Genomic DNA, 25,225 nt, shown 5'->3' on the forward strand with positions numbered 1-25,225 from the left:
TTCTTATGGAGAGTTGCTATGCCACACCTGCAATCCGTGTCTTTACGCCCGTCTCTTCTGGCGCTGGCAATTGTCAGCACCCTGCCGGGCGTTGCGTTTGCCGCCACAGACGATATCACCGTTACCGCCACCGGCAACGCCCGCAGCGCCTTCGAAGCCCCCATGATGGTAAGCGTGATTGACGCCACCGCGCCGGAAAACCAGACCGCCAGCTCCGCCGCCGACCTGCTGCGCAAGGTGCCCGGCCTGACGCTGGACGGCACCGGGCGCACCAACGGTCAGGACGTTAACCTGCGCGGTTACGACCGACGTGGCGTGCTGGTGCTGGTGGATGGCGTACGTCAGGGCACCGATACCGGACACCTGAATAGCACGTTCCTCGATCCGGCGCTGATCAAACGTATCGAAGTGGTACGTGGCCCTTCCGCCTTGCTGTACGGCAGCGGCGCGCTGGGCGGCGTAATTTCATATGACACCGTCGACGCCAGCGATCTGCTGGACGCAGGTAAAAATAGCGGCTATCGCGTATTTGCTACCGGTGCAACGGGCGATCACAGCATCGGGATGGGCGCCAGCGCCTATGGCCGCACCGATACCCTGGACGGTGTGGTCTCCTGGTCCAGTCGCGATCGCGGCGACATTCGCCAGAGTGACGGCGCGAGGGCGCCAAACGACGAATCGATCAACAATATGCTGGCGAAAGGCAGCTGGAAAATTGATCCGGCTCAGACGCTGAGCGGTTCCCTGCGCTACTACAACAACGACGCGCAGGAGCCGAAAAATCCGCAGACCACGGATGCCAGCAGCAGTAACCCGATGACCGATCGTTCCACCATTCAGCGCGATGCCCAGCTTGGCTACCGCATTGCGCCAGCCGGAAACGACTGGCTGAACGCCGATGCGAAAATTTACTGGTCCGAAGCGCGGATCAACGCCCAGAACATCGACGCCAGCGGCGAGTTACGTAAGCAGACCACCAAAGGCGGCAAAGTGGAAAACCGCACCCGCCTGTTCAGCGACTCCTTCGCCTCGCACATGCTGACCTACGGCGGGGAATACTACCGTCAGGAGCAACACCCTGGCGGCGCGACCACCGGCTTCCCGGACGCTAAAATCGACTTCAGCTCCGGCTGGTTGCAGGATGAGATCACCCTGCGCGACCTGCCGGTAACGCTTCTCGGCGGGACGCGTTACGACAACTACCGCGGCAGCAGCGACGGTTACGACGACGTGGATGCGGATAAATGGTCATCACGCGCCGGGTTAACCGTGAGTCCAACCGACTGGCTGATGCTCTTCGGCTCTTACGCCCAGGCCTTCCGCGCGCCAACGATGGGCGAGATGTATAACGACTCAAAGCACTTCTCTATCGGCAGCTTCTACACTAACTACTGGGTGCCGAACCCGAACCTGCGTCCGGAGACCAACGAAACCCAGGAGTTCGGTTTTGGGCTGCGTTTTGACGATCTGCTACTCGCCAACGACGCGCTGGAGTTCAAAGCCAGCTACTTCGACACCAAAGCAAAAGATTACATCTCTACCACCGTCGATTTTGCGGCGGCCACTACCATGTCCTATAACGTACCAAATGCCAAAATCTGGGGCTGGGACATGATGGCGACCTACTCGACCAGCCTATTCAACCTCGACGTGGCCTACAACCGCACGCGCGGGAAAGATACCGACACGGGTGAATATATCTCCAGCATCAACCCGGACACCGTCACCAGCAAGCTGGATATCCCGGTGACGCAAAGCGGCTTCTCCGTGGGCTGGATCGGCACCTTCGTCGAACGTTCAACGCACATCAGCAGCAGCTACAGCGAGCAGCCTGGCTACGCAGTAAATGATTTCTACGTCAGCTATAAAGGCCAGCAGCAGTTCAAAGGCGTCACCACCACCCTCGTGCTGGGGAACGCCTTCGACAAAGCCTACTGGTCACCGCAGGGCATCCCGCAGGATGGCCGCAACGGCAAGATCTTCGTCAGTTATCAATGGTAATTCCCTTCGGGGCAACGATTCAGAAGGATAAGATTATGGGTCACTACACACGCTGGCTTGAGCTTAAAGAAGAACATCCGGGTAAGTACGCCCGTGATATCGCCGGATTAATGCACATCAGCGAAGCAGAGCTGGCATTTGCGCGCGTTGGACACGACGCCTGGCGGCTGCGCGGTGAAATCCGCGAGATTCTGGCAGCGCTGGAGTCCGTGGGGGAAACCAAATGCATCTGCCGTAACGAATACGCCGTTCACGAACAGGTTGGAGCGTTTACTCACCAGCACCTCGGCGGTCATGCCGGGCTGGTGCTGAATCCGCGCGCGCTGGATCTGCGTTTGTTCCTCAACCAGTGGGCGAGCGCGTTTCACATTAGCGAGGCGACCCCGCGCGGCGAACGTCAGAGCATTCAGTTCTTCGATCATCAGGGCGACGCTTTACTGAAGGTCTACACCACGGATCACACCGACTTTGCCGCCTGGGGCGACGTGCTGACCCGTTTTATCATTGCCGATAACCCCGCTCTGGCGCTGAAGGCTGTCGAAGCCCCCGCGCATTCCGACGGTGCAGATGCAGGCTCGGTGGAGAAAGAGTGGCGCGCCATGACCGACGTGCATCAATTCTTTAGCTTATTGAAGCGCCATAACCTGAGCCGCCAGCAGGCGTTTCGTCTGGTGAGTGACGATCTGGCCTGTAAGGTGGATAACAGCGCGCTGGCACAACTGCTGGAGAGGGCGCAACAGGACGGAAACGAAATCATGATCTTCGTCGGCAACCGCGGTTGCGTGCAGATCTTCACCGGTGTGGTGGAAAAACTGACGCCCATGAAGGGCTGGCTGAACATCTTCAACCCAACCTTTACCCTGCATCTGCTGGAGGAGACTATCGCGGAGACGTGGGTTACGCGTAAGCCCACGGCAGACGGACACGTTACCAGCCTGGAGCTGTTTGCTGCGGATGGAACTCAGATCGCCCAGCTCTACGGGCAGCGTACCGAAGGCGAGCCGGAGCAGAGCCAGTGGCGCCGCCAGATTGACGCTCTGACGCCAGAAGGGCTGGCCGCATGAAAAACTGGTTTGCCCTGCTCTGCGCCCTGCCGCTGGTCGCCGTCGCCGCGCCGGAGAGAATTGTCGCCCTCAGCAGCGACGTGACGGAGATCGTCTACGCTCTCGGCGCGGAGTCTTCTCTGGTTGCGCGCGACAGTACCAGCCAGTGGCCGCAGGCGACAAACGCGCTGCCTGACGTGGGGTATCTCCGCCAGCTGAATGCGGAGGGAATTCTGTCCGTACGCCCGACGCTGGTGCTGGCAAGCGACCGGGCGCAACCCTCTCTGGCGCTGAAACAGGTTGAACAGAGCCACGTCCGGGTGGTTACCGTTCCCGGCACGCCTGACCTGCGCACGATTGACGAAAAAGTGCGGGTGATAGCTCAGGCGACGCATCATGAGGTGCAAGGGGAAACCCTGCGCAACTCGCTGCGTCAGGCGCTGGCGGCTCTGCCCTCAACACCGCTCAACAAGCGGGTGCTGTTTATCCTCAGCCACGGCGGAATGACCGCAATGGCGGCCGGGCAACAGACCGGCGCGGATGCGGCAATACGCGCCGCCGGGTTGCAGAACGCCATGCAGGGCTTTACCCGCTATCAGCCGCTCTCCCAGGAGGGGGTAATGGCCAGCCAGCCGGATCTGGTGGTGATTTCGCAGGACGGCCTTAACGCGCTGGGCGGCGAACAAAATCTGTGGAAACTGCCCGGTCTGGCGCAAACGCCAGCGGGACGAAGCAAGCAGGTGCTGGCTATTGATGACATGGCCCTGCTGGGCTTCAGCGTCCGCACGCCGAAAGCCATACAACAGCTGCGTGCCAGAGCGGAGCAACTGCCCTGATGTCCCGGCGCATCACGTTATCGTTATGGCTTCTGGCGGGGTTGCTTACCGTCATGACGTTCATGGCTACCGGTTTTGGGGCGTTACGCCTGCCGGTGAACGTGCTGTGGAGCGGCAGCGATGAGACGCTACGCCAGATCTGGCTCACCATCCGTCTGCCCCGCGTGCTGCTGGCGCTGGTGATTGGCGGGTCGCTGGCGCTCGCCGGCTGCGTCATGCAGGGGCTGTTCCGCAATCCGCTGGCCGACCCGGGCCTGCTCGGGATCAGCAGCGGTGCGGCGCTGGCCGTCGCCCTGTGGGTGGTGCTCCCGCTCTCGCTGCCCGCGCTGGTGATGCTTTATGCCCCGATGCTGGCGGCATTTTTTGGGGCGCTGGCAGCCACAGGCGTGATCTTCCTGCTCAGCAAGCAGCGTGACACCTCTCTGTCACGTCTGTTGCTGGTGGGTATCGCCATCAATGCCCTGTGCGGTGCGGCAGTGGGTGTGCTTTCGTGGGTCAGCAATGACGCCCAGTTGCGTCAGCTTTCACTCTGGGGAATGGGAAGTCTCGGTCAGGCGCAGTGGTCAACGCTGCTCGCCGTGATCTCGCTGATGGTGCCTGCCGCTCTGGCGATCTGGCGTTGTGCCAGCGCGTTAAATTTACTGCAACTGGGTGAAGAGGAAGCGCATTATCTCGGCGTGGACGTTGCCCTTGTACAGCGAATATTACTGTTATGCAGCGCTCTGCTGGTCGCTGCGGCTGTCGCCGTCAGCGGCGTGATTGGCTTTGTCGGACTCGTGGTGCCGCACCTGATGCGCATGTGGCTGGGCGCCGATCACCGGGCAACCCTCCCCGGCACGGTTCTCGCGGGCGCTTTTCTGCTGCTGGTGGCGGATACGGTAGCCCGCACTCTGGTCGCCCCGGCAGAAATGCCGGTCGGGTTGCTCACCAGCATCCTTGGCGCCCCCTGGTTCTTATGGCTCATTTTTCGTCGTGGAGAACAGCATGGCTGAACGTTATACGGCTGAAAATCTGACTTTTACCCGGTCTGGCCGCACGCTGACAGATAACGTTTCGCTGTCACTGTCGAAGGGAGAGCTGGTTACATTGATCGGTCCTAACGGCGCGGGGAAATCCACGCTGCTGCGGCTGCTGACCGGCTACCTGAAACCCGACAGCGGCGGCTGTTCGCTGGCGGGGAAAGCGCTGGATGAATGGCACCCGGAGACGCTGTCCCGCTATCGGGCAGTGATGCGTCAGCATACTCAGCCTGGATTTGACTGGCTGGTGGAGGAGATCGTTGGAATGGGGCGTGCGCCCTGGTCGCGTCAACCTGAACCGTCGATTGTGCGTGAGGTGATGCAGCTGACCGGTTGCCTGCCGCTGGCTGGCAGACGTTATCATTCCCTCTCGGGCGGCGAGAAGCAGCGCGTTCAGCTCGCCCGCGCGCTGGCGCAGCTGTGGCGTGAGGGAACGCCGCGCGGCTGGCTGTTTCTCGACGAACCCACTTCAGCGCTGGATCTCTACCACCAGCAGCATCTGCTGCGCCTGTTGAAATCGCTGACCCGTCTGGGTCATCTTCACGCCTGCGTGGTGCTGCACGATCTTAATCTCGCCGCGTTATGGTCGGACCGGATCCTGCTGTTACACAACGGCAGGATTGTTTCTCAGGGCATACCGGAGACGGTATTGCAGGCCGACGCGCTGGCGCGCTGGTACGGTGCGCAGGTGCACGTCGGCAGACATCCGGCGCACGCCGCGCCGCAGGTTTTTCTCGCCCCTTAGCTTGAGCAGCTCACTTCCAGTCGCTTGCCCCAGTCCGGCGGGCGGCTGACATAGTCATCCTCCCGGTCAGCAAACGGCGTGCGCAGGGCGATATGCAGCCGATGCAGCTCGGCATAATCCCCCTGCTCTGCCTGCTCAATAGCCCGCTGCGCCAGCCAGTTGCGCAACACCATCGCCGGGTTAACCGCCTTCATCCGCGCCTGGCGGGTATCGTCATCAATCTGTTCCTGCTGTAAACGCGCCCGGTAAGTGGCAAACCAGTCATCAAACGCCTGTCGATCGATGAACTCGTCACGCAGCGGTGAAGCGGCGCTCTGTTGCGCAGTCTGGCTTAGCATACGGAAGGTTCGGGTATAGTCGCTGCCTTCACGCGCCATGATGGCAAACAGCCCATTCAGCAGCGCGTTATCGCCTTTTTCCTGCGTCATCAGCCCCAGCTTGTTGCGCATTAACACACCATATTCCCGCAGCAAAACCTCCTGATAGGTATCGAGCGCATCGTTCAGGGCATCGACGTCGATAAACGGCGACAGGCTTTGCGCAAGCCGCTGAAGGTTCCACAGCCCCACCGCAGGCTGGTTGTCGAAACGGTAACGCCCCTGATAGTCCGAATGGTTACAGATGTAACCCGGTTGATAGTCATCAAGGAAGCCGTACGGACCGTAGTCAAACGTCAGCCCTAACAGGGACATGTTGTCGGTATTCATCACCCCGTGGGCAAAGCCAACGGCCTGCCAGCGGGCAATCATTGAGGCGGTGCGCGCGACAATATCACGGAACCAGAGAACATAGCGGTCCGGTTCGTTTTGCAGGTGCGGCCAGTGACGTCGAAGGGCGTAATCGGCAAGCTGGCGGACTTTATCCGGCTCGCGGCGATAGTAGAAGTGTTCAAAATGACCGAAACGCAGATGGCTTTCCGCCACGCGGATAAGCATCGCCCCCTGCTCTATCGTCTCGCGGGCCACCGGCGTGTCGCTGGTGACAATGGACAGCGCGCGTGAGGTGGGGATCCCCAGGGCATGCATCGCCTCGGAAGCCAGACTTTCACGAATGGTTGAACGCAGCACCGCGCGGCCATCCCCCATGCGTGAGTACGGTGTTAACCCTGCCCCTTTCAGGTGCCAGTCGAGCGTTTCGCCATTCGGCAGAACCTGTTCACCCAGCAGGATGCCGCGACCATCGCCGAGCTGTCCCGCCCAGACGCCAAACTGATGTCCGCTGTAGACCTGAGCCAGAGGCTTCATGCCCGGAAGCAGCGTTTCGCCGCCCCAGACACCGGCGCCCTTTTCTGGCTGAAAAAGTGTCGAAGGGATGCCAAGCGAATCCGCTAATGCATCGTTATGCCAGATAAGACGCGCGTTCTGTAAAGGCGTGGGCTTAAGCGCGGTGTAAAAGCCGGGTAATTCATCGTGCCAGTGAGCAGTAAAAGACAGGGTCATAAGTCCTCCTGCTTTAAGTGTAGAGGGTTTCCCTTGACGTAAACACGGGGGAAGAAAGGGGTTATTGCTGAACGAGGGTCGTTACGCGTTCTGCCGGGACGGCAGGCCACAGGGTTCCCTGCATTGCGCCAAAATTGAAGGGCAGCACGCGTTGTAAGATGCCGTGATCGTCAATTCCCGAGACCATGACCGACTGACAATGCGGCGCGATCTGCCAGAGGATGGCGCGCATAAATGGCTCGAAAGAGAGCGCCGAGACGCGCTGATGAATAAAGTTTTTATCCAGAATCACCCGTTTGAACAGACCATCATAAACCGGTTTAAGGGATGCAGCCCCTGCACCAAAGTTAGCCAGCACTAAGGGGAAATGGATCGCCATTCTTGCAAGCGTCAGATCGTCTTTCCCGTTATTTAAACCTGGATAGTTCTCATTAACAGTAAACTCAAGAAACGGATAACGATCAAGGATTGAAACAGCGTTCTCATTAGTTAATAAAAACTCAACAATTGCAGGTGTAATATTGATCCATGCAATTAACTGATGCTGAATAAAAAATAGCTTACAGGTATCGAGTAATTGCAGTTTTTCCTGAAACAGCACTAATTCATCTTCCTGAGAAAGATGAGGGATAACCAGTTCAGTCGGGATTCGTACGTCCGTACCCACGCCAGTAAAGTTAACCAAAATCTCTAAACCTTTAAGCAAACCTGCACTATCACGCGCCGGAAGGAGTAAAAGTTCAGACTTGTAAGCATTATCTAGCGTAATAATCATCGCCCTTGTCCTGCATTAAAGATGAGAGAGAACATCCTGGAGCAATTGCAGGCACAATTCCACTGTCTTGATTTTAATAAGATTAATTTCATTCTTTCCGTATTAATTTTCAGATTTTTCCCTGAATCTAAAATAATCTTATCCTGGTTATTGAATAATAGCCAGTTTTAGATAAAACAGGCACATGCTGACAAAAATAAGTGGGCAAAAATTTTACTTTAATCCACCCGCAAGAAAAGCCTGACGGCTATTTTCACCGCCAGGCCTTCCGCACTGCATCTTTATGCAGCGGTTAAATACGCCTGGCCTGCCAGAAATTTTTACGCCAGTAAACATTATCGAGAGAGGAGCGCATCACGCCGCGGCTGGTCGAGGCATGAATGAACTGATTATCGGTGTCATAAATGCCGACATGAAGGCCGCTTTCACCGGAACCTGTTTTAAAAAAGACCAGATCGCCGGGCAGGAGCTCGTCTTTATCAATTTCAGTGCCGATTTTCGCCTGCATACGCGTTTCACGCGGAAGCTGTAGGTCAAATTTATCGCGGAAAGTCATCAGCACAAATCCCGAGCAATCCACCCCGCCCCGGCTCATCCCGCCGTAGCGATAAGGGGTGCCGCGCCAGTTGCTGAGCTGATCGTTCAGGCTGGCAATGACCGTAATGGAATCGGAAAGCCGTGGGTTAGGCGGAGGTGCACGATGGCTGCTGCATCCTGCAAGAAATAGCGCCGCAACAAGGAGAAACCAGAATCGCATTTCAGACGAATCCTCTGCTTTTTTTGTTCTTTCGGTAATTTAGCGTGCATCTATGCGGCTGTGCAAGAAAGGTTATTCCTGCGCCGTGGAAATGAGCATCTTGTGGCCTTCAATATCCAGCCTCCGGAACGACATGTGGTAAGCACTCGCAAGATTGGGGGCCGTCAGCACGCTGTCGCGCGTTCCGCTGGCAATCAGTTTGCCACGCGCCAGCAACCACACCCGATGCGCGTGGCGCAACGTATGGTTTAAATCATGGCTGCTCATCACAATGGCGATGCCCTTGCGACACAGCGCGCTGAGCAGAGTATCCAGCGCTGCCTGCTGGGCAACGTCCAGTCCGCTCATCGGCTCGTCCAGCAGCAGCAACCGCCCGTGAGGATTTCCCACCGGATGAACCTGAAGGATGACGGCGGCCAGACGCACGCGCTGCCATTCGCCACCGGAAAGCTGGCTGGCCTGTCGGGTGAGCTTATCGTCTAACCCGAGCGCCGCAGCAACGTCATGGAGCAATGCTACCTGATTTTTATCAGGCAGGTGCAGCGTCAGGTAGTGCCAGACGGGCATTGCAAAGGGCGGAATCTGCTGCTGAACCAGATAGCTTCGACGGGAGGCGAGTGTAGAGGGTAGCCAGTTGACGAGCGATTGCCCGAGAAAGGTAATCTCCCCTTCCCCGCGGGTCAGCCCCGCCATGCGCGCCAGCAGCGTGCTTTTTCCGGCGCCGTTAGGCCCAACCAGGTGAAGGATTTCACCTGCGTTGACTGCGGCGGTAACAGGCTCAAGACGTCCCTTCCCGGCAACGCCTGTGAGCTGCATCAGCAGCGTCATTATTTCGCCAGCGCCAGTTTGATTGATTCCATCACGATAGGATCTTCAGGCGTCATGTCAGGCGAGAAACGCTGCACGACCTGACCGTCACGGCCAATCAGGAATTTTTCGAAGTTCCACAGAATATCGTCCGGATAGAGCGGCGCGCGACCTTTGCTCGCCATACGCTCATAGAAACCACTCTCTTCAGGCGCAACGGCGGTCGGCGCCGCAGCCACCAGTTTGGCATACAGCGGATGACGATTTTCCCCGTTCACATCAATTTTGCTGAACATCGGGAACGTCACACCATAGGTTGTGCTGCAAAAGGTCTTAATCTCCTCTTCGCTGCCCGGCTCCTGGCCCAGGAACTGGTTGCACGGGAAGCCGAGTACGGTAAAGCCGTCTTTTTCCCAGGCTTTATGAATGTTTTCCAGCTGTTCATACTGCGGCGTAAGGCCACATTTCGATGCCACGTTCACGATGAGCAGTACCTTGCCCTTGTAGCCTTCCAGCGTGGTTTTCTCGCCGTCAATGGTAGTCACTTCGGTATTCAGAATATCAGACTGCATAGCATTCCCTCAGGTTGACTTACAGGTTGTGTTTTAACGTCCAGCTTTTAATAGTAGCCAGATAAAGACCGGTGCGCCCAGCGTTGCGGTCACCACGCCTATCGGCAACTCAGCGGCCGTCAGCGCAAGCCGGGCGATGATATCGGCAATCAGCAGCGTTGCCGCCCCGGCAACCGCCGAGGCCGGAAGCAGAGTTCGGTGGTCCGTAATACCGCACAGGCGCAGCATATGCGGGATCACCAGCCCAATAAAGCCAATCGCCCCCGCCAGCGCCACGCTTACGCCCACCATCCAGCCGATGGCGATTACCAGCACGTTGCGCCAGAAGCCAATCGGCATCCCGAGCTGGCGAGCAGACGTTTCGCCCAGCGCGAGAATATTAAGCGGCTGCGCCTGGAACGCCGTCCACAGGATGACCGGGATCAGGAGCACCATCAGCCACCCCTGACGCCAGTCAACGCCACCAAATCCCCCCATCATCCAGTACATTAACTGGCGCAGATCGAAAGAGGTGGAGAAGTAGACGGCCCATGTCATCAGCGCGCTACAGATGATCCCCAACGCTACCCCGGCAAGCAGCAGCCGGCTGGTGGATAAATGGCGACGAGCAAAGCGCAGAAGGATGAGGGTTATCAACAGCGCGCCAAGGATGGCGCTGAGGCTAATCCCCCAGGCGGAGAGCTCGCCTCCCCCCAGCATCACGGCGGCGATAAGCCCGACGCCTGCGCCATTCGACACCCCGAGAAGTCCGGGTTCCGCCAGAGGGTTTTCAAATAATGCCTGCATGATCGTGCCGCACAGCGCCAGCGCAGCGCCGACTAAAAGCACAGCCAGCGTCCGTGGCAGGCGGATCTGCCAGACAAAGAGCTGTCCCTCAGGCGTAAACCAGCTTTCCGGTCCCAGCCACCGATCGCCCGCACACAGGCTGACGGTGGTGGCGACAATCATCAGCACCCCGAGCAGACACAGGCGGCGGAGATCGGAGCGGTGCTGAAGACGGGCAAGATCAAGCATAGACGATAGGTTATCCGGTTGAGATATCATTGATTTTACGGCGGGTTTAGCAAATAGCGCAAAGAAAAAAGGCCGCGTGAGCGGCCTTTTTAGTTAGTTCATATTACTCTGCTTTGGGCGTTGCGTTTTCGACACGGCTTTTTAACTTCTGTCCGGGTCTGAAGGTCACCACGCGGCGGGCTGTAATGGGAATATCTTCCCCCGTCTTCGGGTTACGGCCCGGACGTTGGTTTTTGTCTCGCAAATCAAAATTGCCAAAGCCGGAGAGTTTAACCTGCTCACCATTTTCCAGAGCACGACGGATCTCTTCGAAAAACAGCTCTACCAGCTCTTTGGCATCCCGTTTGCTAAGCCCAAGCTTATCAAACAGATATTCTGACATTTCAGCTTTTGTAAGCGCCATAGGTTCAATCCCTCAATGATGCCTGGAATCGCTCTTTTAATGCCTCTACACATTTGGCGACGGTAGCGGCAATCTCCTCTTCTTCGAGTGTACGGCTGGTATCCTGAAGGATAAGGCTAATAGCGAGGCTCTTGAAACCTTCTGCTACGCCCTTGCCGCGGTACACGTCAAATAAGTTTACGCCAACTACCTGATTTACGCCAACTTTCTTACATTCGGCCAAAATATCTGCTGCGGGCACATTTTCAGCGACCACAACCGCGATATCACGGCGGTTTGCCGGGAAGCGTGAGACGTCCTTTGCCTGAGGAATGACGCGGTCTGCAACCGGGCTCCACTCCAGCTCGAATACGATGGTACGGCCATTCAGATCCAGCTTACGTTCCAGCTCTGGGTGAACAACCCCAATAAAACCAACACGTTTGCCGTCTAAATAGATCGCCGCACTCTGGCCCGGATGCAGGGCTGGAATCGCTTCTGCGCGGAATTCAATTTCGGATAATTTACCGGTCAGATCGAGAATCGCTTCCAGATCGCCCTTCATATCGTAGAAATCAACCGTCCCTTTTGCCAGGTCCCAGTGCTCTTCATAGCGGTTACCGCTGATGGCGCCGGCCAGCATGAGATCCTGACGGATGCCTAAATTGGCCTGAGTATCCGGTACAAAGCGCAAACCGCTTTCGAAAATACGCACGCGGTTCTGCTGACGGTTCTGGTTATAAACGATAGTACCCAGCAGTCCCGTCCACAGGGACAGACGCATCGCTGACATCTCGCTGGAGATCGGGCTTGGCAGGATCAGCGCTTCCTGACCCGGGTGGATCAGCTGTTGCAGCTTAGGATCAACGAAGCTGTAGGTGATCACTTCCTGGTAGCCTTTGTCGTTCAGCATGGTTTTCACACGCTTCAGTGACAGATCGGCTTCGCGATGGCTGCCCATCACCAGACCCGCCTGCACCGGCTCGTCAGGGATATTGTTGTAGCCGTAAACGCGGGCCACTTCTTCCACCAGATCTTCTTCGATCTCCATGTCGAAACGCCAGGATGGTGCAACGGCTTTCCACTCGTCCTGACCTTCAGTGACTTCGCAGCCCAGACGCGTCAGAATGTCGGTCACCTGCGCATCGGCAACGTGGTGACCAATCAGGCGATCCAGCTTGCTGCGGCGCAGGGTAATGGTCGCACGCTTCGGCAGTGTCGCTTCGTTGGTCACATCAATTACCGGACCCGCTTCACCGCCGCAGATATCGATCAGCAGGCGAGTCGCACGCTCCATCGCTTTGTATTGCAGCGCAGGATCCACGCCACGCTCATAGCGGTGAGAAGCGTCAGTGTGCAGACCGTGACGGCGTGCGCGGCCGGTGATGGAGAGCGGGCTGAAGAACGCGCATTCCAGCAGGACGTTTTGCGTTTCGTCGTTGACGCCAGAGTGCTCGCCGCCGAAGATCCCGCCCATCGCCAGCGCTTTGTTGTGATCGGCAATTACCAGAGTGTCGGCGTTCAGTTTCGCTTCGCTGCCGTCCAGCAGAACCAGGGTTTCGCCCTCTTTCGCCATGCGCACAATAATACCCCCTTCGATACGATCTTTATCGAAGGCGTGCATTGGCTGGCCCAGCTCCAGCAGAACATAGTTGGTCACGTCAACCACAGCGTCGATAGAACGGATACCACAGCGACGCAGTTTCTCTTTCATCCACAGCGGGGTTGGCGCTTTAACGTTAATACCTTTCACCACACGACCGAGGTAGCGCGGGCAGGCCTCAGGCGCGTCAACCTGAATCGGCAGCACATCACTGATGGTTGCCTCAACCGGAGCGATCTCCGGCTCGTTCAGTTCGGTCTGGTTCAGCACGGCCACGTCGCGGGCTACACCGATGATACCTAAGCAGTCGGCACGGTTTGGCGTCACGCTGATTTCGATGGTGTTGTCATCAAGCTTCAGGTATTCGCGGATATCGGTACCCACTGGTGCATCCTGCGGCAGCTCGATAATCCCGGAGTGATCGTCGGAAATGCCCAGCTCGGAGAAGGAGCACAGCATGCCTTCAGACGGCTCACCGCGCAGCTTAGCCGCTTTGATTTTGAAATCGCCCGGCAGTACCGCGCCGACGGTCGCCACGGCTACCCTCAGGCCCTGTCGGCAGTTTGGCGCACCGCAGACGATATCCAGCAGACGGTCACCGCCCACATTGACTTTTGTTACGCGCAGTTTGTCGGCGTTAGGGTGCTGACCACACTCAACCACTTCACCTACCACGACGCCGGTAAAGGCGCCAGAAACAGGATCCACGCCATCAACTTCCAGACCCGCCATGGTGATCTGGTTAGAAAGCGCGTCGCTGTCCAGCGTGGTATTAACCCATTCGCGTAACCACAGTTCACTGAATTTCATTGTTCTTTCCTGCCCTTATTTAAACTGTTTGAGGAAACGCAGATCGTTTTCGAAGAACGCACGTAAGTCGGTTACGCCGTAGCGCAGCATGGTAAGACGCTCCATGCCCATACCGAACGCAAAGCCGGAGTATACTTCCGGATCGATACCTACGTTGCGCAGTACGTTTGGATGTACCATGCCGCAGCCCAGCACTTCCAGCCATTTACCGTTTTTACCCATCACGTCAACTTCCGCAGAAGGTTCAGTGAACGGGAAGTAGGACGGACGGAAACGAACCTGCAAATCTTCCTCAAAGAAGTTGTTCAGGAAATCGTGCAGTGTGCCTTTCAGGTTGGTGAAGCTGATGTTTTTATCAACAATCAGACCTTCCATCTGGTGGAACATTGGGGTGTGGGTCTGATCGTAGTCGTTACGGTATACGCGACCCGGCGCGATGATGCGGATCGGTGGAGCCTGCTCCTTCATGGTACGGATCTGAACGCCAGAAGTCTGAGTACGCAGCAGACGGGTGGCGTCAAACCAGAAAGTGTCGTGGTCAGCGCGTGCCGGATGATGGCCAGGAATGTTAAGGGCATCGAAGTTGTGGTAGTCATCTTCAATTTCCGGGCCAGTCGCCACGGTAAAGCCGAGCTCACCGAAGAAACTTTCAATACGATCGATAGTACGGGTAACCGGATGCAGACCGCCGTTTTCGATACGGCGACCCGGCAGAGAAACGTCAATCGTTTCTGCCGCCAGACGCGCATTCAGTACTGCGCTTTCCAGCTCGGCTTTACGTGCGTTCAGCGCCTGTTGTACCTGCTCTTTGGCTTCGTTAATCACTGCACCTGCTGCCGGGCGCTCCTCTGCTGGCAGTTCACGCAGGGTAGTCATCTGAAGGGTCAGATGCCCTTTCTTGCCCAGATATTCGACGCGGACATTGTCTAACGCGGCAACATCTGAGGCCTGGTTAATGGCGGCCGTTGCACTGGCAACCAGCTCTGCGAGATGTGACATGGTTTTCCTCATTATGTCGGTGCAGACACCGAATTGTTGGACGTAATCTCTCAAATTCAGGCACAAAAAAAGCCTCCATCGGGAGGCTTATCTGGCGCTGTTTTTCGTTTCATCTTTCACGCGCTAGCCTCCTGAAGTCAGGTGCTAAAGTAAAAGAAGAAGCGGAAAATAGCAGCATTCATGCTTGCGTTACCTTGTAGGGTAAAAACCGTTAAGACCTTATTGAAAAGCCTGGACGGGTAAATGTCAATCTTCTGATAAGGCGATATGAAAAGAGGGAGCAAAGCCCCCTCTTTCAACTGGCTTATGCCAGTGCTGCTTTCGCTTTTTCGACCAGAGCGGTGAACGCTACTTTGTCGAATACTGCGATGTCAGCCAGGATCTTACGGTCGATTTCAACAGAGGCTTTTTTCAGGCCGTTGATGAATTTGCTGTAAGAAATACCGTTCTGACGTGCTGCTGCGTTGATACGCGCAATCCACAGTTGACGGAACTGACGCTTACGCTGACGACGGTCACGGTAAGCGTACTGACCTGCTTTGATAACAGCCTGGAAGGCAACGCGGTATACGCGTGAACGCGCACCGTAGTAGCCTTTAGCTTGTTTCAAAATTTTCTTGTGACGTGCACGTGCAATTACACCACGTTTTACGCGAGCCATGTGTGCTCTCCTGTATCTATTCTAAGTTAAAAAAGTTAAACGTTAACGACTTATGCGTACGGCAGGCACGCGATGACCAGGCCCAGATCGCCTTTAGAAACCATGGCTTTTGGACGCAGGTGACGTTTACGCTTGGTAGCTTTCTTAGTCAGAATGTGACGCAGGTTAGCGTGCTTGTGCTTAAAACCACCTTTACCGGTTTTTTTGAAGCGCTTAGCAGCACCGCGTACGGTCTTAATTTTTGGCATTTTAATAACTTCCACTTCGCATTGTTAAATAAACGAAACATAGGCGAACAAAACCTATGGGGCCCGAAGGCTCCACAGATTTTGCTGCTTGAAGGCCTTACTGTTTCTTCTTAGGAGCGAGCACCATGATCATCTGGCGGCCTTCGATCTTCGTTGGGAAGGATTCGACTACTGCCAGTTCACTCAGATCTTCACGGACGCGGTTAAGCACTTCCATACCAATCTGTTGGTGGGCCATCTCACGACCGCGGAAACGCAGCGTGATCTTGGCCTTATCGCCATCTTCCAGAAAGCGAATCAGGCTGCGGAGTTTTACCTGATAATCGCCATCGTCGGTACCAGGACGGAATTTGATTTCCTTAACCTGGATAACTTTTTGCTTCTTCTTCTGTTCCTTAGAAGATTTACTCTTTTCATAAAGGAACTTGCCGTAGTCCATAATACGACAAACTGGCGGTTCGGCGTTAGGGCTGATTTCAACTAAATCTACTCCAGCTTCTTCAGCTTTTTCGATCGCTTCTCTCAGACTCACAATCCCCAGTGGTTCACCTTCAAGATCTGTTAAGCGAACTTCCTGGGCGCGAATCTCGCCATTGATACGATTCGGACGTGCCGTTTGAACTCGTTTTCCGCCTTTAATACCTTATTCCTCCAGTTGTTGAAGACTGCGGCTGCGAATCTCTTGTTGCAGCTTCTCAATCACTTCACTTACGTCCAGGCTCCCCAGGTCTTTACCACGGCGGGTGCGAACGGCAACTTTGCCTGCTTCCACCTCTTTATCACCACAGACCAACATATACGGGACACGACGTAAAGTGTGCTCGCGGATTTTAAAGCCAATCTTCTCATTTCTCAAGTCTGCTTTTACGCGAATGCCCGCATTTTGTAGTTTCTGCGTCAATTCTTTAACGTAATCCGCCTGAGAATCGGTAATGTTCATCACAACTACCTGCACTGGCGCAAGCCAGGTTGGGAAGAAGCCCGCGAACTCTTCAGTCAGGATGCCGATGAAGCGCTCCAGTGAACCGAGAATCGCACGGTGAATCATAACCGGCACCTGACGCTCGTTGTCTTCGCCAACATAAGAGGCGCTTAAACGCTGCGGCAGGGAGAAGTCCAGCTGTACCGTTCCGCACTGCCATGCGCGATCGAGGCAGTCATACAGGGTAAATTCAATTTTTGGACCGTAGAATGCGCCCTCGCCCAGCTGGTATTCGAACGGAATACCGTTCTCTTCCAGCGCCACGGCGAGATCCGCCTCTGCGCGATCCCATGTCTCATCGCTACCGATACGTTTTTCCGGACGCGTTGAGAGTTTGACCACGATCTTCTCGAAGCCAAAGGTGCTGTACATATCGTAGACCATACGAATACAGGCGTTAACTTCATCACGTACCTGATCTTCAGTACAGAAGATATGCGCATCATCCTGAGTAAAGCCACGAACACGCATCAGACCGTGCAGCGCACCTGATGGCTCGTTACGGTGGCAGCTACCGAACTCCGCCATACGCAGCGGTAGATCGCGGTAGGATTTCAGACCCTGGTTGAAGATCTGAACGTGGCCCGGACAGTTCATTGGCTTGATGCAGTATTCACGGTTCTCAGACGAAGTGGTGAACATCGCATCTTTGTAGTTGTCCCAGTGGCCGGTTTTTTCCCACAGCACACGGTCCATCATGAACGGGCCTTTCACTTCCTGATACTGGTACTCTTTCAGCTTGGAGCGCACGAACGTTTCCAGTTCACGGAAGATTGTCCAGCCGTCGTTATGCCAGAACACCATCCCCGGCGCTTCTTCCTGCATATGATACAGGTCAAGCTGCTTACCGATTTTACGGTGGTCACGCTTAGCCGCCTCTTCCAGGCGTTGCAGGTACGCGTTCAGGGCTTTCTTATCGGCCCATGCGGTACCATAGATACGCTGCAACATTTTATTGTTGCTGTCGCCACGCCAGTAGGCGCCTGCGATTTTCATCAGTTTGAAGTGATGACAGAAGCGCATATTCGGCACGTGCGGTCCACGGCACATGTCGACATATTCTTCGTGATGGTACAAGCCAGGCTTGTCATCATGAGCGATGTTTTCATCAAGAATCGAGACTTTATAGCTCTCGCCGCGCTTCACGAAGGTTTCACGCGCTTCATGCCAGCTGACTTTCTTCTTGATGACGTCATAGTTCGTTTCGGCGAGCTCATGCATACGTTTTTCGAGCGCGTCGATATCTTCCTGTGTCAGGGTGTGGTCAAGGTCAACGTCGTAGTAGAAGCCGTTGTCGATAACCGGGCCGATCGCCATTTTGGTGTTGGGCCACAGCTGCTTAATAGCATGACCTAACAGGTGCGCACAGGAGTGACGAATGATCTCCAGACCTTCTTCGTCTTTCGCGGTGATGATCGCAAGCGTTGCATCGCTTTCAATCAGATCGGACGCGTCTACCAGCTCACCGTTTACGCGGCCTGCAATGGTTGCTTTTGCGAGTCCAGGACCGATATCCAGGGCAACATCCATTGGGCTTACAGCGTGGTCGAAATGGCGTTGGCTGCCATCAGGAAGAGTAATTACAGGCATTTTATATCCTTATTTGCAGTGATGCCCCACACATAAGAGCATATACAAAGAAAATAATCGTGATTAAACAGTAGATTACGAAACCATCTGACCAACAATCGTCAAATTGGTTCGTCATCATGCACCTGCCGATTCAGATAAATGCGGATTTACGGCAAGCAGCGTAATGGTAACACTATTAACAGGGCGAATGCACCTTCCCGCGACCGATTTGAACCGCTCATCCTTATGTCTGCGTTCATGAACTTTTGTTGACGGGGGCTCGCAATCCGAAAGTGCTGAGCTATTCTTGATCTGGTCCTTAAACATCGAAGGGGTATCACATGAATGTATCGAGCAGAACCGTTGTGATATTGAATCTACTTTCCGCTGCTGGTCTGGTATTGATACTGGCCGACAGATTCCACTGGTTTTAAGCCGAACCGCTGTTCTGGCATAACCTGTTGTCCCGGGTAAAGCGCTTTCTGGCGCAGACTTTGGTAGACTAAGGGTATCAACTGACAAGGATTGGGTTATGCCAACAAAAAGATTTGCCGTTAAGCACTGGAAAATGGTCGTGGTGTTAATCGCTATTTGCGGCGCGATGTTGCTGCTGCGTTGGGCCGCGATGATCTGGGGCTAATATTATGTCAGCGAAAACGTGCCGTGAATTTACTGAATAAATCTTAACTATCTTTACGATAATTTATGGTCCAAAACCGGTACGTCATAATCCGGTTTTCGCCAGGCTGGGACAGCGTATATATTCCATCACATGTGGCAATTGAAATATCAGGACCACTCACCCGCCACCAGCTTGTGTACATCAAATGCATCATTCATTGACTGGCCGGTAGACTGGGAGCCAGGGGCAATGTTGGAGCCTGCTTCAACATCAGAGGCTTTAGCGATCCCGACTGGGCTGTTAACGTCACTGGCAGGTTGCGTCATATTATCAGCAGCAAATACGCCAAATGAAAGTGCGGAAAGCACCATCGCTGCTGTAGCGGTTTTGATTTTTTTCATAATTCTGTTCTCATACTTAATTAATGCAGAAATGCCTGAGGCGAGTTTTTTGCCTGTGCCGTAAGTGTAGATCTGGATCACACTTTTGCCTAGTCAAATTATTTATCAAATCGTGTCAAATAAACTGAATAAGGCCTGGTCGCCTAATTATGGAGAAATTATGAAGACGAAAGCATGCCTATTATTTCAAAACGCCGTTTAATATAAATAAGCACAGTTTCAAAAAATAAAAAACAGGCCGAGAATAGTCCCGGCCCGAAGAAATTACATTTTATAACCTAAAGAAATCGTGGTTCGGCGATCGGTATGTTCCGGCGCGGAATCAGGCGGTGATGAGTTCCAGGTTACGTTGTACGCCACCTTGAGTCCAAAGTGTTCGTTGATAGCCACGTTCAACGCACTTTCAGAGTTCAGCGTTGTATCTTCAGCACCAAACACCGACACACCCTGGGTGAATTTCGCGTTGTCAGTCATTTGCCATGCGTAGGTGCCCGATGCATAACCCAGCGGCTGGGTTTCATCTTCGCCGTTGGTGTACTCGTCGTAACGGACACCCGGACCGAATTCAAAACGGAGGCTGTGCACTGGTCCATTCAGGAACTGACGACCATAACCCGCAGTCATGACATCGCGCTGGCGATAGCCGTTGTAGCGGTCAGTAAGCCAACTCGCCTGCCCAAACAGGTAGTCATAATCTGTCATGTTGTAACGGCTACGCCCACCTACCGCGTATTTCTCAGAGGAGCGTTCATCGTTAGCAGACGTGTTGCTGGCATTGCCCCACAGCGACCAGGCCGTGGTGTTGCCGTACCAGGTCAGGGTGCTGTCTGCGGTCATGGAGGAGCTTTTCGTGTTACCGGATTGCGCCAGATACCCGGCATTCACGTTACCTTCAAAGGGTTTTTTGGCAGTGGAGGGATCGTCCATGACAGTAAAAACGGTATCATCGGCGGTTGCATTCAGTGACGCAAATACGCCACCCGCCAGCATCAGTGCTGCGGGTACTGTCTTCAAAAGCTTCATTTATTTTAGGAGTCCGTACAACATAAAAAGAGACCGTCACGGTCTCGGAAACTTTCTTGCGGATCAATGACAAGGCGACCATAGAAAGGTAACAAATTATAAAAAGCCGCAAATAACATAGCAATAATTTCTTCTTTCATTTTTTGAATAAGAACGATCCCAAAACGCGATTTAATGTATATACCCGGCCAAGGTTTTTTGTCAGCATTCATTTTTAAAATCATACTGTTATTTACGTTGCCTTCCTGCCAAACGGTGCCAGGCTTAAAATAACCCATGATAAAAGGAGGTCATGATGGCTTCGATTTACACGCTGACGCTCTCCCCTTCCCTCGACTCTGCGACCATGACGCCGCAAATCTATCCGGAAGGTAAGCTGCGCTGTAGCGCGCCGGTGTTTGAGCCGGGCGGCGGCGGCATTAACGTGGCGCGCGCAATTACCCATCTCGGCGGAAAAGCAACCGCCATCTTCCCCGCTGGCGGCGCCACGGGTGAGCATCTGGTTGCGTTGCTGGCAGATGAACAGGTTGCCGTAGATACCGTTGACGCCAGAGACTGGACCCGGCAAAACCTGCATGTCCATGTTGAATCCAGCGGCGAGCAATATCGTTTTGTGATGCCAGGGGCGAAGTTGAGCGATGATGAGTTTCGTCAACTGGAAGAGAAAGTGCTGACCATTGAAAGCGGCTCATTGCTGGTGATCAGCGGTAGCCTGCCGCCGGGCGTCAAAACAGAAAAGCTGACGGCACTGGTTCAGGCGGTGCTCCAGCGCGGCATCCGCTGCATTGTCGATAGCTCAGGCGATGCCCTGAAGGCGGCGTTAGAGCCCGGACAACTTGAACTTGTCAAACCTAACCAGAAAGAGCTCAGTGCGCTTGTCAATCGCGAGCTCAACCAGCCTGATGACGTGCGTACTGCCGCAGAAGAGCTGGTACGCACGGGCAAAGCGCATCGCGTTGTAGTCTCTCTCGGTCCTCAGGGTGCGCTGGCCGTCGACAAGACGGGCTGCGTGCAGGTTGTTCCACCGCCGATGAAAAGTCAGAGTACCGTGGGTGCCGGTGACAGTATGGTTGGCGCGATGGTGCTGAAGCTGGCGCAGGGCGCTTCGCTTCTGGAGATGGCACGCTATGGCGTCGCGGCAGGGAGCGCTGCCACCATCAATCAGGGAACCCGTCTGTGTTCGCTTGCGGATACCCAGAAAATTGTCGATTACCTGGCGAGAAGCTGAACGTGCTTCCCCTTCCCGTGGAGGGGGAAGTCGCCAAATATGGCTTATCGACTATGCTAAGAAAACTTTCAGGATAACAACGAGGTGAATTATGAGCAGTGGTGATATCACCCGCTACGTCGTAACCGTCAATATTCATGAAGCATCGCTGACCGAACTGAATGAACTCAACAACGCTTTCACGCGGGCGAATTTTCTGCTCACGCTGACGGACGATGAGGGCAATATTCACGATCTCGGCTCGCTGGCCTTTGGCCTGATAAGCCCGCTGAGTCAGGAGGAGGTGAAGGCGCTGGCCAGTGGCCTGGTGGAAAGCGTGACTGACAAAGCCACGGAAATTGATGTGGATAGCTGGGAAAACTGGCATAAAAAAGAACAATAAGTGCCCTGTACAAAATTAAACCGCTCAGTTGTGCGTTAGTTCCTGTTTTTTTATAGCCGTTTTGCGCTAACTTTATGATCTGGCAGACAACATGGGAGAGACATCATGTGGCAGGCTATCAGTCATCTTTTAAGTGAGCAGCTGGGTGAAGGTGAAATTGAACTGCGTAACGAACTGCCAGGCGGAGAGATCCATGCCGCATGGCATTTACGTTACGCCGGGCGCGATCTCTTCGTGAAATGTGATGAGCGCGAATTGCTCCCCATTTTTACGGCCGAAGCCGATCAGCTTGAGTTGTTATCGCGCAGTAAAACAGTCAACGTTCCACAGGTTTTAGCCGTTGGCAGCGATCGTGACTACAGCTTTCTGGTGATGAACTATCTTCCGGCGCGCCCTCTGGATGCGCACAATGCCTTTATTCTCGGCCAACAGATCGCCCGTTTGCACCAGTGGAGCGATCAACCTCAGTTTGGGCTCGATTTCGATAACGACCTCTCTACCACCCCACAGCCAAACGCGTGGCAACGCCGCTGGTCGACTTTTTTCGCCGAGCAGCGCATAGGCTGGCAGCTGGAGCTGGCCGCTGAAAAGGGACTAGCGTTCGGCAACATCGACGCGATTGTTGAACACATTCAGCAGCGTCTGGCTTCGCATCAGCCTCAGGCTTCCCTTCTGCACGGTGATTTATGGTCGAACAACTGCGCGCTTGGGCCTGATGGTCCCTATATATTTGACCCGGCCTGCTACTGGGGCGACAGAGAATGTGACCTGGCGATGCTGCCGTTGCACCCTGAACAGCCGCCGCAAATTTATGATGGCTATCAGTCTGTCTCGCCGTTACCTGCGGGTTTCCTTGAACGTCAGCCGGTTTATCAGCTGTACACCTTGCTAAACCGGGCGATTTTGTTTGGCGGGAGTCATCTGGTTAATGCCCAGCGGGCGCTGGACCGTATCCTGGCGGCATAGCGGGAGGGGGCGGCAATTCGCCCCCTTTGACATTACAGGAAGCCGAGCAGCGTAAAGAAGAAATACCCGGCCACAATGATAATAACCGGCAGGATATAGAGCGGGAAAAACTGCACAAAAATGGTATGACGCGGAACGACAATGCGCGATTCGATCTGCTCGCGGCTCATCCCGTCAGGGCCTTTCGCCTTCTCAAGTATCAGCTGATCTTCTACCCCTTCGCGTAAAAAGCGGGTCTGGCGGCTCATGCGTGCGCCGGAGGCCTGCAACGCCATCGCGATAAAGATCAAGGCATAGATTATCCAGAACCCGACATTCAGCTGGTGGTGAAAATCCGGGGTGGGCGAGTTGAACCAGAAGACGTTCAGGAATGGGGTGTTAAACCGCATCATCTCAATCATGACGTGGGCAAAATCGAGCATGACGGCATTAATGCCCGGCTGTTTTTCGCTGTGATCGTACATAAATTTAAGTACGGAGATCAGCGTTGAAATCAGGGCGGGAATGAAAATAACCCAACCAGCAATACGTTTTAAGACTGCGATGCGTCCAGCTTGTTGATACGTCATTAGTTCCTCTTCATAAAGACGCGTTATTTGTGCCTAAGTCTACCTGCTGTCGGTCATTTTCGCCCGATCTTTGAATGCAATATGCTAAATTGCTTGTGCTTAGCACCGTTCGTCTTACCCCCAAGATAAGGAGATGTTGTAATGTCGACACCGCGCCAGATACTTGCCGCTATTTTTGACATGGATGGATTGTTGATTGATTCCGAACCCCTGTGGGATCGGGCTGAACTGGACGTGATGGCCAGCCTCGGCGTCGATATCAGTCGTCGTAATGAGCTTTCCGATACCCTGGGGCTGCGCATCGATATGGTGGTTGACCTTTGGTATGCCCACCAGCCATGGGTTGGCCCGGATCGCGACGAAGTTACGGCGCGCATTATCAACCGTGCTATCTCCCTTGTAGAAGAGAATAAGCCTCTGTTACCGGGCGTACGCGACGCTATCGCCCTGTGCAAGGCGCAAGGGCTGAAAGTGGGGCTTGCCTCTGCCTCACCTCTGCATATGCTGGAAAAAGTGCTGACGATGTTCGGGCTGCGCGACAGCTTCGACGCGCTGGCCTCGGCCGAAAAGCTTCCTTACAGCAAGCCACATCCGCAGGTGTATATGGACTGCGCCGCGAAACTGGGGCTGGATCCGCTTACCTGTGTGGCGCTGGAAGATTCGGTTAACGGCATGGTGGCGTCCAAAGCCGCACGTATGCGCTCCATCGTTGTGCCGGCTGAAGAAGGCCGACACGATCCCCGCTTTGCCCTCGCGGATGTCAGGCTGACGTCTCTTGAAGAATTGACTGCCCGCCATCTGCGCGGAGAGTAACGCTCTTTCAGGCAGCTTCGGCTGCCTGTATCACAAAATCAAAACAACGTTTTACTTTATTTGCTTTTCTCATTCCAGACTCCTATCCTTACGTGCAGAATGACAATAACCTGACTTCTGAGGCGCGTATGATACTGGATGCTTTTACTCTGGCAGGAAAAGTGGCGATGGTGACCGGGTGCGATACCGGTCTGGGGCAAGGCATGGCCATTGCCCTCGCCCAGGCAGGATGCGATATCGTGGGGGTAAACCGCAAGGTTCCTGACGAAACGGCAGCGCGCGTCACGGCGCTGGGACGGCGCTTTATCGCAATTCGCGCCGATCTCGGCAAGCATGAGAGTATTCAGAGCGTCGTGGATACCGCCGTCACAGAGATGGGCCGCATCGATATTCTGGTTAACAATGCCGGCACCATTCGTCGGTGCGATGCGCTGGAATTTAGCGAGAAGGACTGGGACGAGGTTATCGATCTCAATCTGAAATCGGTCTTTTTCCTCTCTCAGGCAGTAGCGAAACAGTTTATCGTGCAGGGTCAGGGCGGCAAGATCATTAACATTGCCTCCATGCTCTCCTTCCAGGGCGGCATTCGGGTGCCGTCCTATACGGCTTCGAAAAGCGGCGTCCTCGGGCTCACCCGCCTGCTGGCAAACGAATGGGCGCCGCTAGGTATTAACGTGAACGCTATCGCGCCGGGTTATATGGCGACAAATAACACCCAACAACTTCGCGATGATGAGCAGCGCAGCCAGGCGATCCTCGACCGTATTCCGGCGGGCCGCTGGGGACTTCCGGAGGATTTACAGGGTCCGGTGGTGTTTCTGGCCTCGGCGGCGTCGGATTACGTTAACGGCCATACCCTTGCCGTAGACGGTGGCTGGCTGGCGCGCTAACCGCCGGTTTGTGACAAAGAGTTACACCGTCACCTCTTTCACACACTGTATAAAAACCCTATACTG

General features: G+C 54.8%; 30 protein-coding genes and 1 other annotated feature. Of the genes, 12 read left to right on the forward strand and 18 right to left on the reverse strand.

The genetic code is table 11. From position 1 onward, the window contains the following. Positions 1 to 18 precede the first annotated feature (18 nt). The 5 genes from SK51_RS17360 to SK51_RS17380 are packed head-to-tail and all read left to right on the forward strand — an operon-like array spanning position 19 to position 5,644. Positions 19 to 2,001 carry a TonB-dependent hemoglobin/transferrin/lactoferrin family receptor gene (locus SK51_RS17360; RefSeq protein WP_032676317.1) on the forward strand — a complete coding sequence of 661 codons (1,983 nt, stop codon included), beginning with the start codon at positions 19 to 21 and terminating at the stop codon, positions 1,999 to 2,001. A gap of 35 nt (positions 2,002 to 2,036) precedes the next feature. Then, complete coding sequence (chuS, locus tag SK51_RS17365) at positions 2,037 to 3,065, forward strand: hematinate-forming heme oxygenase ChuS (protein ID WP_023305970.1); 1,029 nt, start codon at positions 2,037 to 2,039, stop codon at positions 3,063 to 3,065. After that, a complete protein-coding gene (locus tag SK51_RS17370; RefSeq protein ID WP_032676318.1) occupies positions 3,062 to 3,880 on the forward strand; it encodes a heme/hemin ABC transporter substrate-binding protein in 819 nt (272 codons plus the stop codon). Before chuS ends, SK51_RS17370 begins: the two co-directional genes overlap by 4 nt. Beyond that, the gene (locus SK51_RS17375) at positions 3,880 to 4,872 is read left to right on the forward strand and encodes a FecCD family ABC transporter permease (RefSeq protein ID WP_023299913.1); all 993 of its coding nucleotides are present in this window, start codon (positions 3,880 to 3,882) and stop codon (positions 4,870 to 4,872) included. Before SK51_RS17370 ends, SK51_RS17375 begins: the two co-directional genes overlap by 1 nt. Further along, positions 4,865 to 5,644 carry a heme ABC transporter ATP-binding protein gene (locus tag SK51_RS17380; protein ID WP_023305968.1) on the forward strand — a complete coding sequence of 260 codons (780 nt, stop codon included), beginning with the start codon at positions 4,865 to 4,867 and terminating at the stop codon, positions 5,642 to 5,644. The genes SK51_RS17375 and SK51_RS17380 overlap by 8 nt, the downstream gene beginning before the upstream one ends. Here SK51_RS17380 and selO read toward each other — a convergent pair. From selO to thrS, 14 genes are all read right to left on the reverse strand, one after another. Beyond that, on the reverse strand, positions 5,641 to 7,083 hold the full coding sequence (selO, locus tag SK51_RS17385; protein WP_023305967.1) for a protein adenylyltransferase SelO: 1,443 nt from the start codon (positions 7,081 to 7,083) through the stop codon (positions 5,641 to 5,643). The two genes, SK51_RS17380 and selO, sit on opposite strands and share 4 nt — an antisense overlap. A gap of 61 nt (positions 7,084 to 7,144) precedes the next feature. Further along, entirely contained in the window at positions 7,145 to 7,858 is a 714-nt protein-coding gene (locus tag SK51_RS17390) for an EAL domain-containing protein (protein WP_048206864.1), read from the reverse strand. 292 nt (positions 7,859 to 8,150) lie between these two features. Beyond that, positions 8,151 to 8,615, reverse strand: a complete 465-nt coding sequence (locus SK51_RS17395) for an NlpC/P60 family protein (protein ID WP_015570730.1) — start codon at positions 8,613 to 8,615, stop codon at positions 8,151 to 8,153. A gap of 72 nt (positions 8,616 to 8,687) precedes the next feature. Then, complete coding sequence (gene btuD, locus SK51_RS17400; RefSeq protein WP_023305966.1) at positions 8,688 to 9,443, reverse strand: vitamin B12 ABC transporter ATP-binding protein BtuD; 756 nt, start codon at positions 9,441 to 9,443, stop codon at positions 8,688 to 8,690. Then, entirely contained in the window at positions 9,443 to 9,994 is a 552-nt protein-coding gene (locus SK51_RS17405) for a glutathione peroxidase (protein ID WP_022650905.1), read from the reverse strand. Before SK51_RS17405 ends, btuD begins: the two co-directional genes overlap by 1 nt. A 33-nt stretch (positions 9,995 to 10,027) precedes the next feature. Beyond that, complete coding sequence (btuC, locus tag SK51_RS17410) at positions 10,028 to 11,008, reverse strand: vitamin B12 ABC transporter permease BtuC (RefSeq protein WP_023305965.1); 981 nt, start codon at positions 11,006 to 11,008, stop codon at positions 10,028 to 10,030. A gap of 103 nt (positions 11,009 to 11,111) precedes the next feature. Continuing rightward, a complete protein-coding gene (gene ihfA, locus SK51_RS17415; RefSeq protein WP_003857805.1) occupies positions 11,112 to 11,411 on the reverse strand; it encodes an integration host factor subunit alpha in 300 nt (99 codons plus the stop codon). A gap of 4 nt (positions 11,412 to 11,415) precedes the next feature. Further along, a complete protein-coding gene (pheT, locus tag SK51_RS17420) occupies positions 11,416 to 13,803 on the reverse strand; it encodes a phenylalanine--tRNA ligase subunit beta (protein WP_023305964.1) in 2,388 nt (795 codons plus the stop codon). 15 nt (positions 13,804 to 13,818) lie between these two features. Then, entirely contained in the window at positions 13,819 to 14,802 is a 984-nt protein-coding gene (pheS, locus tag SK51_RS17425; protein ID WP_022647837.1) for a phenylalanine--tRNA ligase subunit alpha, read from the reverse strand. Positions 14,803 to 14,864: 62 nt separating this feature from the next. Beyond that, positions 14,865 to 14,989: a sequence feature (Phe leader region), on the reverse strand. After that, on the reverse strand, positions 14,940 to 14,984 hold the full coding sequence (pheM, locus tag SK51_RS25465) for a pheST operon leader peptide PheM (RefSeq protein WP_001386830.1): 45 nt from the start codon (positions 14,982 to 14,984) through the stop codon (positions 14,940 to 14,942). It overlaps the preceding feature by 45 nt. Before the next feature lie 117 nt (positions 14,990 to 15,106). Beyond that, positions 15,107 to 15,463, reverse strand: coding sequence for a 50S ribosomal protein L20 (gene rplT, locus SK51_RS17430; RefSeq protein WP_000124850.1), 357 nt, complete (start codon positions 15,461 to 15,463; stop codon positions 15,107 to 15,109). 50 nt (positions 15,464 to 15,513) lie between these two features. After that, complete coding sequence (rpmI, locus tag SK51_RS17435) at positions 15,514 to 15,711, reverse strand: 50S ribosomal protein L35 (RefSeq protein WP_001124225.1); 198 nt, start codon at positions 15,709 to 15,711, stop codon at positions 15,514 to 15,516. 97 nt (positions 15,712 to 15,808) lie between these two features. Continuing rightward, positions 15,809 to 16,351, reverse strand: a complete 543-nt coding sequence (gene infC, locus SK51_RS17440; RefSeq protein WP_059443439.1) for a translation initiation factor IF-3 — start codon at positions 16,349 to 16,351, stop codon at positions 15,809 to 15,811. A gap of 3 nt (positions 16,352 to 16,354) precedes the next feature. After that, a complete protein-coding gene (gene thrS / locus SK51_RS17445) occupies positions 16,355 to 18,283 on the reverse strand; it encodes a threonine--tRNA ligase (RefSeq protein WP_006809077.1) in 1,929 nt (642 codons plus the stop codon). A 323-nt stretch (positions 18,284 to 18,606) separates the two neighbouring features. On the opposite strand from thrS, the gene yncL reads away from it, so the two are divergent. Further along, a complete protein-coding gene (yncL, locus tag SK51_RS24440; RefSeq protein WP_071785204.1) occupies positions 18,607 to 18,699 on the forward strand; it encodes a stress response membrane protein YncL in 93 nt (30 codons plus the stop codon). A gap of 98 nt (positions 18,700 to 18,797) precedes the next feature. Further along, complete coding sequence (gene yniD / locus SK51_RS25350; RefSeq protein WP_003857815.1) at positions 18,798 to 18,905, forward strand: small membrane protein YniD; 108 nt, start codon at positions 18,798 to 18,800, stop codon at positions 18,903 to 18,905. Positions 18,906 to 19,054: 149 nt separating this feature from the next. Here yniD and SK51_RS17450 read toward each other — a convergent pair whose 3' ends face one another. The 3 genes from SK51_RS17450 to SK51_RS17460 all read right to left on the reverse strand — a co-directional run bounded on the left by SK51_RS17450 (position 19,055) and on the right by SK51_RS17460 (position 20,589). After that, a complete protein-coding gene (locus SK51_RS17450) occupies positions 19,055 to 19,288 on the reverse strand; it encodes a YdgH/BhsA/McbA family protein (RefSeq protein WP_032622263.1) in 234 nt (77 codons plus the stop codon). Positions 19,289 to 19,552: 264 nt separating this feature from the next. Beyond that, a complete protein-coding gene (locus tag SK51_RS17455) occupies positions 19,553 to 20,311 on the reverse strand; it encodes a DUF481 domain-containing protein (RefSeq protein ID WP_022647833.1) in 759 nt (252 codons plus the stop codon). A gap of 5 nt (positions 20,312 to 20,316) precedes the next feature. Next, positions 20,317 to 20,589, reverse strand: a complete 273-nt coding sequence (locus SK51_RS17460) for a hypothetical protein (RefSeq protein WP_022647832.1) — start codon at positions 20,587 to 20,589, stop codon at positions 20,317 to 20,319. 17 nt (positions 20,590 to 20,606) lie between these two features. On the opposite strand from SK51_RS17460, the gene pfkB reads away from it, so the two are divergent. The 3 genes from pfkB (at position 20,607) to SK51_RS17475 (ending at position 22,887) form a co-directional block, all read left to right on the forward strand. Then, positions 20,607 to 21,539, forward strand: a complete 933-nt coding sequence (pfkB, locus tag SK51_RS17465) for a 6-phosphofructokinase II (protein WP_022647831.1) — start codon at positions 20,607 to 20,609, stop codon at positions 21,537 to 21,539. 91 nt (positions 21,540 to 21,630) lie between these two features. After that, entirely contained in the window at positions 21,631 to 21,921 is a 291-nt protein-coding gene (gene ghoS, locus SK51_RS17470; RefSeq protein ID WP_023305963.1) for a type V toxin-antitoxin system endoribonuclease antitoxin GhoS, read from the forward strand. 105 nt (positions 21,922 to 22,026) lie between these two features. Beyond that, positions 22,027 to 22,887, forward strand: coding sequence for a fructosamine kinase family protein (locus tag SK51_RS17475; protein ID WP_022647830.1), 861 nt, complete (start codon positions 22,027 to 22,029; stop codon positions 22,885 to 22,887). Between the two features lie 32 nt (positions 22,888 to 22,919). Here the strand turns inward: SK51_RS17475 and SK51_RS17480 are convergent, their stop codons facing one another. Next, positions 22,920 to 23,456: a YniB family protein gene (locus SK51_RS17480; RefSeq protein ID WP_015570741.1), complete on the reverse strand. Its 537-nt coding sequence runs from the start codon at positions 23,454 to 23,456 to the stop codon at positions 22,920 to 22,922. 141 nt (positions 23,457 to 23,597) lie between these two features. On the opposite strand from SK51_RS17480, the gene hxpB reads away from it, so the two are divergent. Beyond that, complete coding sequence (gene hxpB / locus SK51_RS17485) at positions 23,598 to 24,269, forward strand: hexitol phosphatase HxpB (protein ID WP_023305962.1); 672 nt, start codon at positions 23,598 to 23,600, stop codon at positions 24,267 to 24,269. A 128-nt stretch (positions 24,270 to 24,397) separates the two neighbouring features. Beyond that, positions 24,398 to 25,159 (forward strand): 2-dehydro-3-deoxy-D-gluconate 5-dehydrogenase KduD, encoded by a 762-nt coding sequence (gene kduD / locus SK51_RS17490; protein ID WP_023299906.1) that lies wholly within the window; start codon positions 24,398 to 24,400, stop codon positions 25,157 to 25,159. Positions 25,160 to 25,225 lie beyond the last annotated feature (66 nt).

Origin of the sequence: Enterobacter sp. MGH85 (assembly GCF_001037655.1) — a bacterium.
GTDB lineage: Bacteria > Pseudomonadota > Gammaproteobacteria > Enterobacterales > Enterobacteriaceae > Enterobacter > Enterobacter intestinihominis.